General features: G+C 67.4%; 7 protein-coding genes and 1 pseudogene. 6 read left to right on the top strand and 2 right to left on the bottom strand.

The window, feature by feature from the left end:
* Positions 1-116: 116 nt before the first annotated feature.
* The 6 genes and pseudogenes from V1J52_RS24700 (at position 117) to V1J52_RS24680 (ending at position 9,237) form a co-directional block, all read left to right on the top strand.
* Complete coding sequence (locus V1J52_RS24700) at positions 117-860, top strand: SDR family NAD(P)-dependent oxidoreductase (RefSeq protein ID WP_330142172.1); 744 nt, start codon at positions 117-119, stop codon at positions 858-860.
* Positions 861-1,088: 228 nt separating this feature from the next.
* Positions 1,089-2,039, top strand: a complete 951-nt coding sequence (locus V1J52_RS24695; RefSeq protein WP_330142171.1) for an SIS domain-containing protein — start codon at positions 1,089-1,091, stop codon at positions 2,037-2,039.
* Positions 2,040-2,684: 645 nt separating this feature from the next.
* Positions 2,685-3,941 (top strand): cytochrome P450 family protein, encoded by a 1,257-nt coding sequence (locus V1J52_RS24690; protein WP_443075921.1) that lies wholly within the window; start codon positions 2,685-2,687, stop codon positions 3,939-3,941.
* A 598-nt stretch (positions 3,942-4,539) separates the two neighbouring features.
* Positions 4,540-4,650: pseudogene (locus V1J52_RS26225) on the top strand (HipA family kinase); the annotation flags it as partial.
* Positions 4,651-5,587: 937 nt separating this feature from the next.
* Positions 5,588-6,856 (top strand): hypothetical protein, encoded by a 1,269-nt coding sequence (locus V1J52_RS24685; RefSeq protein WP_330142170.1) that lies wholly within the window; start codon positions 5,588-5,590, stop codon positions 6,854-6,856.
* 98 nt (positions 6,857-6,954) lie between these two features.
* Positions 6,955-9,237 carry a tetratricopeptide repeat protein gene (locus tag V1J52_RS24680; protein ID WP_330142203.1) on the top strand — a complete coding sequence of 761 codons (2,283 nt, stop codon included), beginning with the start codon at positions 6,955-6,957 and terminating at the stop codon, positions 9,235-9,237.
* 189 nt (positions 9,238-9,426) lie between these two features.
* Here V1J52_RS24680 and V1J52_RS24675 read toward each other — a convergent pair whose 3' ends face one another.
* Positions 9,427-11,928, bottom strand: a complete 2,502-nt coding sequence (locus V1J52_RS24675) for an HsdM family class I SAM-dependent methyltransferase (RefSeq protein ID WP_330142169.1) — start codon at positions 11,926-11,928, stop codon at positions 9,427-9,429.
* Positions 11,813-12,682: a type I restriction-modification system subunit M N-terminal domain-containing protein gene (locus V1J52_RS24670; RefSeq protein ID WP_330142168.1), complete on the bottom strand. Its 870-nt coding sequence runs from the start codon at positions 12,680-12,682 to the stop codon at positions 11,813-11,815. The genes V1J52_RS24675 and V1J52_RS24670 overlap by 116 nt, the downstream gene beginning before the upstream one ends.
* Positions 12,683-13,048 lie beyond the last annotated feature (366 nt).

The following is a 13,048-nucleotide window of genomic DNA, read 5'->3' as shown; positions in this document are numbered from 1 at the left end:
CAGCCCTCACCCGAAGCCCCGATGCTGGTTCCGGAACCGGAATGCCGAGTTCTGGATATGAGCGCCGGTCCGTGAAGGTCGGGCTACTCAGGCCCCCACGACGTAAGGAGTTCTCCATGCAGCCGCGACTTGCCGTGATCACCGGCGGAACGAAGGGAATCGGCCTGAGCCTCAGTCGTAGACTGCTGTCCGTGGGGTACCGGGTCGTCGCCCTGTACCGCAGCGACCGGGAGTCCGCCGCGCGCGCCGTGAAGGAGCTGGGCGACGAGGGTTTCACGGCAAGGCAGTCGGACATCTCCGACAGCGCTGAGGCCTTCCGCACCATCGAACTGCTGCTGTCCGATCACGGTGCCCCTCATGTGCTCGTCAACAATGCGGGGCGGAACATCGACCGTCCTTTCCTGGAGATGTCTCCTGCGGATTGGAACCAGGTAATCGAGGCGAACCTGTCCGCGCCCTTCTACCTGACCCGAGCGCTGGCTCCCGCCATGCTGGCGGCCGGTGGTGGCAGTGTGGTCAACGTGGCCGCAACCACTGGCATCCGGCCCCGGCTGAACGGCGCCAACTACTGCGCGAGCAAGGCCGGCCTGCTCCACCTCACCAAGTGCCTCGCACTGGAACTCGCTCCCACGATCCGGGTCAATTCCCTGATCCCCGGCATGATCGACACCGAAGAGATGAACACACGGTTCAGGACGGATGAGCCCGAGTTCCGTGACCGGCTGTTGGCCGAGATCCCGCAGGGCTGCATCGGAAGCCCGGAATCCATGGCCGACGCACTGGAGTTCCTGGTCAGTGACAAGGCTTCGTACATCACGGGACAGAAGATGATTGTTGACGGCGGCCAGTTCATGTGGTGACGGTGCGGCTTTCCGGTAGCCGCACAGTTGGTTCCCATCCGGCGGACGCTCCCCCCACAACGAGAGGTAAGTCACATGCAGTCGCGCATGGCACGCTACGAAAGCTTTCTCGCCAATGAGTACCGGACGGGATTCCTCAAGCCTGAGGAGTACTCCCTCGCAGGTGTCACCGACAACCTCCGACTCAAAATCAAGTCGGGACAGTTCAAGCGGGTCGTGTTCACCGGTATGGGATGTTCCGCAATCGTCTCCGACGTTGTGGCAGCCTTCTTCAACTCGGCCGGCAGTGAACTGGAATTCCACGTCTTCAACGACTACGACTACCGCTATCTGGTTCCGGCCTCAATTATGGATGACGAGTCGACACTCATCATCCTCAGCTCGTACAGCGGCCACTCGAACGAGCCGGTCCACGTCTTCCACAACCTCGCGCACGCCCATGACAGGGTGCTGCTGCTCACCTCGGGCGGGCGACTGGGCGACCTGGGCCAGGAGGCGGGAGTGTCCATCGCCCGGTGGACGCTCAGCGAGCCGGACCGCGAGTACCCGCTTTTCCACGTCGGGCAGTACTTCGCCATCCTGCTGGACATGTTCCTCGAACTGGGACTGATCGACCAGGACCACCGGCAGGAGACCCGGGAACTCCCCGGGCACCTGGAGACCGACTTCACCGAGGCCCACCGCGAGCTGGCTCGTGTGGTGGCTGAGCGCAGTCGTGAAGCCAACGTCATCATGCTGGCCTCCCCCAAGTGGCACGAGAGCCTGCTGAAGCTGGGCAAGATGCACCTCAACGAGATCGCGATGGTCCCGGCGGCCCGGAACTACTTCCACGAGTTCTGCCACAGCGAGGTGGCCACCCTGTCCGACCCGACCAGGAAGCACAGCCTGATCATTTTCGAGGACGAGGACGACGACGCTTACACCAGGGCGAAGATGAAGAACCTGTTCGGTCTCCTCACCAGCGACCGCCCGGAGAACCGGAACATCGAGGTCTCCGTGGTCCCCCTCGCCGAACCCACCTTCATGCGCAAGTACTTCACCGCGCTCGAACTGATCCAGTACATAACGCTGGACCTCGGCCGGGCCCATGAGACGCGTTCTCGCGAACTGATTTCCGAGGCCGCGGGCAACCCCTGGTACCACGGGGACACCATCCGCGCCGAGGAAGCCGCCGGCTGACTCCCGGATCGCAGGGGACTGCACTGATTGCGCAAGGAGGACCCTCATACAGGCCGCACCCACCACAGCCAGTCCACAGCTGGTCGCTCTCATTACCCTGAGGGCCTACCGGTGGAATAACCTCCGTTCGGCGTACCGTTGTCAGCTGTTCCTGATGCGCGGTGTTCCGGTCGCCGCGGTCGGCTCCGCCAGGTGTATTACACGCGCCGCGGCCCGGAACGGGCCAAGGCCAGCATCACCGCCCAGGCTGAAGCCCTCAGCCTGGCCGTCACCTTCGGCCTTATCGAGCTGACCGGGGCCGCCTGGCCACCCCCGGCACTGCTGCCTCCGGCGCTCCGCCGCCCGCCCGCAATGTCCGCGCACCCCTCATCAGGCTCAACTCCCCGGAGTGCTCACCGTTGTTTCCGCGTCAGAGGTACTTCTTTCTGTGCAGCCAACAAGACCCTGCACAAGTTCCGTCGTTGCAGGTCAGGAGCATTTCTCGTGTTTTCGACCACCATTGGGACAGCCCGCCTCGTGAAAGCCCGAAGTGAACAAGGGCGGCGGGCAGTTGTGCGGGTGGGGGTGCGGGATTAGAGTGAACGGCCGTGCTCGGAGTGGTCGGCGGGGGCCGGCGACCCGGGCCTTAGGGAGGGGAATTCCGTCGTGACCGAGACCGAGAAAGCCGCCGCCGATCCCGCAATACCCGACAGCACCGACCGGCCCGACGGGGTCGAGGTGCTCGCCTCGCTCAGCCCCGACTTCGACGCCGACCCGTACACCGCCTACGCGCGGCTGCGCGAGCGCGGTCCGGTGCACCAGGTAGTGGCGCCCGACAGGGGGCTGGTGTGGCTCGTGGTCGGGTACGAGGCCGCGCGCGAGGCCTTCAACTCCCCGCAGCTCAGCCGGGACTGGCATCGCGAGTGGCGGCAGGCCGGCTGGCGCCCGCCGTACGCCCTGAACATGCTCGGCAACGCCAACATGCTGATGAGCGACCCGCCCCACCACACCCGGCTGCGGAGCCTGGTGGCGCGGGAGTTCACGGCCCGGCGGGTCGAGGGGATGCGGGGGCGCGTCCAGGAGATCGCCGACGAGCTGCTGGACCGCATGACGGCGGACGGAGCGCGCCACGCCGACCTCATCGACGCGTTCGCCTTCCCGCTCCCCATGACCGTCATCTGCGAACTGCTCGGCGTCCCCAACCTGGACCGCGACGCATTCCGCGCCTGGTCCAACGAGACCCTCGCGCCCACCAGCCCCGAGGCGGAGAAGAAGGCGTACGAGCAGGTCATGCCGTATCTCAGGGGGCTCATCACCGCCAAGCGCGAGAGCCCCGGGGAGGACCTGCTCAGCGCCCTCGTCCACACGGTCGACGAGGGCGGCGACCGGCTCACCGAGGACGAGCTGCTCTCGTTGGCCTTCCTGCTGCTCGTCGCCGGGCACGAGACGACGGTCAACACGATCAGCAACGCGGTGCGCGCGCTCCTCGCGCACCCCGAGCAGCTGGCGGCCGTACGGGCCGATCCGGCGGGGCTGGCGGCGCGGCTGGTGGAGGAGACGCTGCGCTACGACGGGCCGGTGGAGACCACCACGCCGCGCATCGCCCTGGAGGAGACCGAGATCGGCGGCGTACGGGTGCCGCGCGGTGCCATCGTGCTGATCGCCATGGCCGCCGCGGACCACGACCCGGCGCGCTTCCCCGATCCGGAACGCTTCGACGTACGGCGCGAGGCCCGGGGCCATGTCGCCTTCGGATACGGGATCCACCACTGCCTGGGAGCCCCGCTCGCCCGCCTCGAGAGCGAGGTGGCGCTGCGCGCGCTACTGGAGCGCTGCCCGGACCTGACGGCGAACGGGGAGCCGGGGGAGTGGATCCCGGGGATGCTGCTCCGGGGGGTGCGGGAGCTGCCGGTGCGGTGGTGATACGCCCGCCGCGGGCGGGCTGACGAGCGGGTGATGGTCGCGGCACGCCGTCCGCGCAGGTCAGCGGGGCTGTCAGTGGCGCGGCCCACACTGTCCGCTCAACGCGTGCCTGCGTCATGCGGTCGACCGCAACGATGCGTTCCGGATCCGGCATGGGCCGCGACCGTCCCGCCGGTAGAGGTGGAGCTGTCGTGGGGGAAGCCGGAGAGGGAGAAGTTCTCCCCGCTGCTCACCACGCGTTCCGGCAACGCCGTCGCGGTGAACACGTGCGGGCGGCGGCCCCAAGGACGGATCCACGTGCTTCGGCACACGTACGCCCTCGATCATGCTGGAAGCCGGACAATCCGTCGTGACCCTGGTCCGAGGGCTCGGACACTCCTCGCCGGCGATCACCCTCGGTTACTATGCTCACTGCATGCCGGAAGCTGGCAGCAAGGGGCGCGGCACCCTCGACGGTTTGCTGGGGGAGCGGGGGACCGGCTCGCCAGCCGAAACTCCCCCGACGCTCCCCGGCGCCGTTGACCGGTGATTCCTGCCTCTACGCCCCGGAGAAGTCGTCCGTGGATTACAAGGCTGAATAGATGGGTGGCCTGGGAAAGTGTTGCAAGAAGTCGTAGCGACCCGCTATGTCACGCCCCTGCGCGAGGGCGGGTCGCTGCCCGGGATCGTCGAGGCGGACGATCTGGGCACCTACGTCATGAAGTTGTCTATCTGTTGGCGCTGACCTGCATCGATGCGGCTGTGCCCACCCCTGACCTGCGCGGATAAGTCTTTCAGCGTCTTTCGGGATCGTGCTGCGTTACGCGGTCGATTCTCCCCACGCGCTCCCCAGGACGGTCGATCCTCCCCAGATCCTCCCCAGGAAGTGTCGTGCGGCGGATTGTGGTGGCAAGAGACGTCATCCCATCGGAGCCGCCGCCGAGGGTACGCTGAGTGACTGCCCGTGAGGGCAGCGCAGAAGCGTGGCGCTGAGCGCAAGGCGTGAGTCTGACTCTGCCTGAGCAGGCTCAAGTTCGAACCGGCGGTCGGAAGCTGACGTCTTTCCCATGACCCGCCACCTGGAGTGCGTCGCCATCCTCGAATCCGCCACAAGGGCTCCTGACTTGCGGTTTCATGCGTGCGCAGTATGTGTGGTGTGGGCGTTACGGGCGATATCTTGACGCTGAAATGACGCTCGTGACGCTCATTTCTCTCGTTCTAATGATGCGTCACCTGACTGATAGTGCAGCTTACGGTGACTGGGAGGCGTGCACCCGAGGGCTATGGCGACGTACTCGGTCCGGTCTTGCTCCTGAGGACAAGGAACCCCACGGCCTGGCCCTGTGCGGTGATGGTGAGGTGGGAAGGTGCCCTGCAGCGGCGATGAGACGGGGGCGCGAAGCCGCTCTGTCCTGCCGAACTGGAACGTCCTTCGGTCTCGGAGCGGGCGACGAGCCCCTCAACCCACCACAACTCAGCGCATGCCTCACCAGGGCCAGCCCGAACGCTTGGTCGCCAGCAGCAGCTCCCTCAAAATGACAGGCAACACCGCATCCATCCTTCCCCTGGAACATCAACGCTGAAAGGCTCGATGTCAGACCCCGACGATAAGGTCCGTCCGTGAGGTGCCTGGGGCGTGTGACCCTGCGTTGTGTCGGGGAGGACACATGGCTTTGTTGACTTCCGCACTGCTGGCGAAGGCAGCCATGCCGTGGGCTGGCAAGCTCGCGCTGAGCGGTTTCACGAAGGTCATGCGCAGGCCCAGGGTGGCGCGTGCCGCGGCCAAGCGGGCCGCTGAGGCCGGGATTCCAGTGACGGCGAAGTCGCTGCGAATCTGGCTGGCGCGCAAGGACACTGGCGAACAGTTGCGCACATGCAGCGAGGCATCGCTCGACCAGGCGGCCGGACGTCTCGCTTACATGATGCCTGGCGACATCGCTGAGGAACGCCGTCGCAATGCACTGCGGGTGCTGTCGATGGTGATGGAGGAGTCGGTGCGTGCCGCCGATCCCTCGCAGGCGGCTCTTCTCGTCGGAAGCTGGGGGCTGCAGACCACGAAGGAGGAGGGACGGAAGACTCGGAACCAGCTCCGGGAACTCCAGCAGGATGTCCGAGGCCGCGACGGTCTTGAGCAGGCCGTGCGTACGCTCAGTCCCTGGGCAGCCGAGGAAGCCCTCCTCCTCGCCGCATCGTGGCCAGGCGTGATCAAGTGCATAAACGTCCTGTCCACCGTGGGGCGGCAGCGGGGCGATGTCCTGCGGCAGTGGGCGGACACCCATCCGGCGTGGCTCGAAGACGCCCCCGCTGGCGCCTATGCCTGGCTAGGACACCTCGCCGCCGACTACGACGCTCCTGGCGCGGCCCGGCACTTCTTCGAAACGTGCCTGCGAGAAGGGGGACACCCCCGGGACTACTACACAATGCTGGCGGTGCTCCAGGAGGAGGACGGCACGGAAGAGGGCGCACGCCGCTACCTCGATACACAGGGAGACGGAGGCTCGTCCCCTCTCATGGCAGCGCTCCGTGGCTTTCTCGACGGTGCGTGGGAGCAGGGATTGGCGGATCTCGGGCGGTGGGAACCACACGATGCGGGAGCAGCAGCCATCAAGAGCCACTTTGAGGCCAAGGCGCTGCTCAACCTCCAGCGATCGGAGGAGGCACTGGCGGTACTGCGGAGGGCCGACGAGTCCTTCAGCGGTATCGGAATGACCCTGGCCGCCACACTCCTGGAACACGCCCGCAACAGCCGGACCACGAACAGGCTCGCTGCCGGCCAGGAGGCCTTGGCCGTGGCCCTCCGCGCCAGAAACAGCCGTCGTAGCTGGTCGGGCGACAGCACCGAAGCAGCTGCGCTGGCCGTACAGGCGGCGGTGGTGAGCGAGGACTTGGCCCTGGCCGTGGAAGCTGGCCCGGCCGACTCCGGAAGGGGAAGCTGAACCGCATGAGGCGGAAGACCCCCACATGGGCGCGCAGACCGCCCTGGTCGCCGCGATGACGGGACGGTGGCGAGAGGCCGAGGAAACTGGTGCAGTACATGCCACATGGGTTCGCACGTGCACGGGCCGCGGCGGTTCTCGCGGAATCAAGGGAGGGAGGCGGCACGAATACCGCGGATGTTCAGCGGTTGTGGCAGGAGGCATGGGAAGTCGCCGTCACGGAGGGCGAACAGTTCACGGCCGCGGCCGGCCTGGCGACCAGCGGTGCGGACCTACCTGACCTGAGCCACCTCGAACCCCTCTTCGGCGAGCGCGTCCAGGAACTCGAACTGCTCGCCCGAGCCCTGCATGCCGAGGGGAGCGATCCCCTGAGCCTCCTGCGCGCCAACATCACCAAGAGCCCGACCATCGTGGTCACTCTCGCCGAGCGCTACCACCGTGCCGGAGACACCGCTCTGGCTGCCGAGACCCTCAGAGACGGTTCCGCCGAGTGGAACGACGCGCGGCTGATGGCCATGGCCGCAGGCCTGTTCCTGGAGGCCAAAGAACACCGGCGAGCCCGTGAGTGCGCGCAGGACGCACTGCGGATGGCCGGACCCCGCTGGGCGGGGCAGGGACGCATGTACGCGCTCCTCATCGAGGCCGAAGCCGCCGACGGACGCTACCACCGTGCCACGGACGCGGCCCTCCGCCTTCTCGAACTCGACTCCTTGGATATCGACGCCCGCTGGGCCCTGGTCAAGTGCTACGCGCTTCGCGGCCTGCTTGACCAGGCATGGCAGACTCTCACCACCGGTGAACAGGGACAGCCCCTCGATCCGCGCAGCTCGGACGAGACGGCCCTGTGGGTCATGCTCGGGGCGCGCTTCAGCGCCGACCCATACTTCACCGGGCGGGCCCTCGCCCTGACGCAGCGCTGGCGGGACGACAGCGACTTGGTCGGAAAGGTCCTGGCCAACCTGCACTGGCGTGCCGTCCAGCCTGCACAGTCCCTCTCCGAACAAGACGGGGAGCAGCTCCGCACCACCACCGCCGCATACCTGGAACGCTTCCCCGACAGCACCGTCTTCCGGGCCGTCCAGATCGGCCCCGAGGACGACCCCCTCAAGAACATCACCGAAGAACTGCGCAGTTCCCATGAGAATGCCAAGGAGCTCCACCGCAGGACCGCCGCCGGCGAACTGCCCGCCGGCATGCTCGCCCTGTCCTCCGGTCGCAGCTACGCCGAGATTCTTTTGCGTCCCTCCGCCGAACGCCCACACGTCTACGCCGCTGACACCGTCACCGACCCGGCGGAGGCCGAAGCCGTGCAGGCCAGCCGCTCGGGACGAGTGGTCGTGGACACCAGCGCCGCCGTCACCCTAGCCCTCCTAGAGCCGGGCGTCACCGAACGACTCATGGGTCACCCCAGGTCACTCGTGACGACCGACCAGCTCTTCACCGATGCACTACACGCGCAGGAATCACTCGCCCTTCGCTCCGACATGGTGCTCACCTGGGACGAGGGCGACGCCCGCCCGGCCGTCCGTACCACCCCCGCTGAGCGCCTCGACCGGATGCGAACCACCTCGGCGCGACTCGTCGAGGTGGTTCGGGCAATGCCTCGCGTGCCCCGGCCAGAACTACGCAGCATCCGGCAACTGTCCGTCCACAGGAGCAACACGCAGTGGCTGACGGCCCTCGACCATGCCAAGGAGCAGGGTCTCGTCCTGTGGTGCGACGACCGGGTCCTGCGGGCGGTCGCGCGGTCCGAAGGCATGGCCGCCTTCGGCACCCTCGCGCTACTCGACGCCCGCGTCGACGCTGGCCTGACTACGCCCGAGGAAGCCCTGCTGACCAAGGCCGAGCTGCTGCGAAACCACTACGTCGACATCCCCTTCTCCACGGACCTCTACCACGCTGCCGCGCTGGCCGACGGCTGGCAGGCTGGAGCCGTCGCCGTGGCCCTCTCCCGTTCTTCCGCCTGGGCCGATGCAAGGGCGACTACCGCCTTCGCGCTTAACGCCGCCTCCCGCGCCGTTGGCACTCTGCCGCACGAGGCCACAGGCTGGATCAGCGCCGCGTACGGAGGTCTTCACCGGGCCACGCCGCCCGCGCACCGGCAGCGCAACCTCCAGGCGTTCTCGTTGCAGGTCCTCTTGCAGCCCTGGATTTCATCGACCACCCTCCCCTTCGCATGGGCGGGGCTGCGCGTCGGTGCGGAAGCCGTAAGCGACAGCGGTGCTTCTCTGGAAGCGGCACTCACCCTCTACCACCGTGCCCTAGCCGATGAATCGACCCCCCTAGTTGCCGCCGGCACCTTGACGGCCATGTTCGTGCACACCGATGAGGTGGACCGCGCCATGGCGGCCCGCGTCGTGCTGACTTCTCCCGAGTACTGAACGGTTTCAACGCGGCCACTGACCGGGCCAGATGAGGTTGATCAGGATGCTTCGGTCACGCCTGTTCGCCGAGTTGCTGTGCGAGGCGATCTGGCCCGAGGTGTATTCAGCGGCTCCGCGTACTCCCGGTCGATCCGGTCCCCGCGCCCGGCGCAGCCGCGCCAGGTCGCTCAGCCCTCGCCCCTGCCGCTACTCGGGCGGGCTGTACGTTATCTCCAGCGAATGCTCCTCCAGGCTGCGGAGCGTCAGCTGGTCGTCCAGGACCTCATTGAGCAGGAAGAGCTCCCGGGTCCGACACTCCTCGCATAGGCTGACGACAGCGAACGGCCAGAGATCGACCGGAGCCCCGTACGGGGCACTGTCCACGTAGATGCGGTCGGGCCGAAGCGGCTGGGTGCTCGACCGCTCGAACGGCTCCCAGCTCGGATGGCTGCCTCTCAGCCGGAGCCCGACTATCCGGTACGAGCCCTCGTCGAGGTACTCGCACCGCTCCACCCAGTCCCAATGCGTCCCGGAGAGCCAGCTGACCGCACTGATCGCCCGGAGGACGTGCGGTTCGAGCCGCTCGACTTCCTCAGCCAGTTGGTGGCTGGCGCGGACACCGTGAGCGTGGTGCGAGGTGTTCCTGAAGTCCTTGATATGGCCCAGAAGGGCGCGTGCGTTGCCCCGGTCGTGTACGGTGCCGAGCTGTTGGATGCGGGGCGCGATTCCCCCGGCCTCCAGTCGGTCGAGGAGCCAGAGCCAGGTGCCGAAGGTGGCGCCGGTCCGGAACTGCTTGCGCAGGTTCTGGGAGAAGCCGTTCGACGCGGCGAGCTGGGTGAGCGCCAGCACACCTAGCACCCGGGCCAGCCCCTCGCCCAGCTTGAGCAGTCCGTCTTTCCGCTCCGCCGGGTGCGTGCTGACCCGGTACCGACGGGACAGCGCGGCGGCGTGGTGCGGAAAGCTCCACTCGGCGCGCGCGATGGGGTCATCCAGCGGGCGCACGAGTTCGCCGATCAGGCCGGCCTCGTGGGCGGCGGCCCTGATCTCGTTCCGAACCCCCTTGACGTCCCGTTCGCCGCTGCCGAAGACGTTGGGCAGGATTCCCGACATTGTGGTCCGCAGTGCGCGCCGCCCATCCTGCACAGTCTCCAGGAGGCTCTCCACCTCGCTGTCGGTCACCAGGCCGACGGGGACGTGCGTGTCCAGCAGATCGCGAGCGCTGGGGTACTGACCGTTGTCCTCGCGGGAGTTCAACCACTCGCAGAGCGACTGGCCGCTACTGCGGAGCGGCTGCAGCACGAAGAGCGAGGCCGCCGCCTCGCCGAAGCCTTGCGGCAGCAGGCGCCAGTTTCCCGGCCGTCCGACGAGCATGCCGCCCGAGCACAGGGTCAGTGCCCCTCCATCCTCCGGCGCGTCGGGGAGCTCAACGGCCGAGTCCGCCTCGTGGAGGTCTTGTTCGCGCAGGTGCTTGGGCCGGTCGGCGCCGTCCTCCTGCTCCTGGCCGCTTTGCGGCGGGTGGACCCGGGTGGTCTCCATTCTGGCGAGGTTGCGCAGCAGTTCGAATTCGCCGGCGAGTTCCGGTCGGTAGAAGAGCGCGGATGGGATCTCGCAACCCACCCGTGTCCTGCTGTCGTCGATCCAGGCGTCCGGATTGGTCGGGTGTACTTCGCGTCGGAGGTGGTTGCTCGGATCCACCTGCAGCGGCAGGTGGACGACCTCGCGCAGCTCCGGGTCCGGCTCGTACGCATCGCCGATCCGTTGCGGCTCTCCTTCGGCATCGCGCACGCCGACGGCCTTGCGGACTGCCGTGTCGAAGACCTTCCCGCGCGGCCAGCTCAGGCCGGCAGAGGTGACCGCCCGGCGCAGTGCCGTGACGGCCTCCTGACCGTTTGTCCACGTCGAGCCGACCAGCGGACGCAGGGCAGCTACCAGAGCGGCGGGATCACGGGTCTTCTGCATCCTGCGCGATTCGGCGAGCCGAGCCAGGACTTCCTCGGACAGCTCGTACCGGAGCCGCAGCGGTCGATCGATAGTGACGCGCTGGTACATCAGTTCGCGGGTGGTAACGACGCGGACCCGGTCGTCCGGCTGCTGGGCGGGGTCGGCGGAGAGGGTGTCCAGGTAGAGCCCGGTGATCTCGGCGATCTGGTCCGACGTGATGTAGTTGCGCTTCGAGCCGATGGAGCGGCGCATCCGCTGGTACTGGTCCTGAGCGTTCAGCAGCAGCACGTGGCCTCTCCGCTGTGCCTGCTTGCGGTTGCTGAGCACCCACAGGTAGGTGCTGATGCCGGTGCTGTGGAACAGCTGGCCGGGCAGCGCCACCACGGCTTCGAGCCAGTCGTTCTCCACGATCCACCGCCGGATGTCCGAATCGCCGGACCCCGCGCCCCCGGTGTACATCGGGGAGCCGTTGAAGATGACCGCGATTCGGCTGCCGCCCTCGCCCGAGGCGCTCACCGGCTTCATCTTCGTCAGCATGTGCTGCAGGAAGAGCAGTGAGCCGTCATCGATCCGGGGGAGACCGGCCCCGAAGCGGCCCGCGAAACCGAGCTCCTCATGCTCCGACCGTACCGTGTACTCGCTCGCCTTCCAGTTAACGCCGAACGGCGGATTGGCCAGGAGGTAGTCGAAGTCGGTTCCTTGGTGCCCGTCCTCGACGAAGACGTTTCCGAAGGCGATCGTCGAGGCCCGGCGGCCGCTGGCCATCATAGTGGCACGGGAGATCGCCCATGACTCCCGGTTGATCTCCCTGGCCGTACAGCGTGACGTCCGCCCGAGGGTTCATCGACGCGATGTACGAGGCCGCCTCGGTCAGCAGGCCGGCCGTCCCGCAGGTCGGATCTAGGATGGTGCGGACGGCATGCGGCGACGTCAGGACGTCCGAGTCGGCGGAGACGAGGAAGCCGGCCATCAGGTGGGCGACGTCCCGGGGGGTGTAATGCTCCCCGCTCGACTCGTTGCCGCTCTCCGCGAACCGCCGGACGAGCTCCTCGAAGAGGCTCTCCATGCGGTCGTCGGTGATCATCTGCCCCAGGTCGATCGAGACGAACTGCGCGACGACGTGGTAGAGGAGTCGGGCCTGGTACAGGCGGGCGACGGTCCGCTCGAACTCGAAGCCGTCCAGCAGTTCCCTGACGTTCTGGGAGTACCCATCGACATGGCCCAGGAGCATCCGGTCGGCCTTCTCCGGATCGCTCAGCACGCTCTCCATGGAAAACGGGCTGACCTTGTAGAAGGGCCAACCCGAGGCGGCCGTCAGGCGCTGCTCCCGCTCCTGCTCGCCGTCTGTGCGCTCGGCCTCGTCGAGCACCGCCTGCCGACTCGGGGCCAGCAGGCAGTCTAGTCGGCGCAGCACCGTGAACGGCAAGATCACCCGTCCGTACTCGGAAGGCTTGAAGTCGCCGCGCAGCAGGTCGGCCACCGACCACACGAGCTCGGACAGATGCCAGGTGTCGTCACTCATGCTGTCCTCCGCAAAAGGCCGGTGCCCTCCATGGGACTGATCGTCCCACGGAGGCGGCCGGGCCGGCCCACGAGGAACCGGGACGCCGACATGCCGGTGACGCTACCTGGGCACCGCGTGTCGCCACCGTCGTCGGTCGCCCCCCCCGTCAACCGTCGATCGGCCGACCGGACGTCAGCCGTCGTTCTCTTTCAGCGAAACCGCTCCACCTGCCCAGACTTCATATCTGCATCGTGCTTCCCACCAGACATGAAGGCCAGAGCTCACGAAGCACTGCTCGGTTCACTCCAGCCAGTCCCTCGTCCGTCGCAGCCGGCGCGTCGTCGGTTCGGGCGCGGGTAGCCTGTCGCGAAGCGCGAGGATGAA

The sequence above is a fragment of the Streptomyces solitudinis genome (genome assembly GCF_036323765.1).
Taxonomy (GTDB): Bacteria; Actinomycetota; Actinomycetes; order Streptomycetales; family Streptomycetaceae; genus Streptomyces.
Note: the sequence above shows the minus strand (reverse complement) of the source record. Positions and strands in the feature narration are given on the sequence as shown.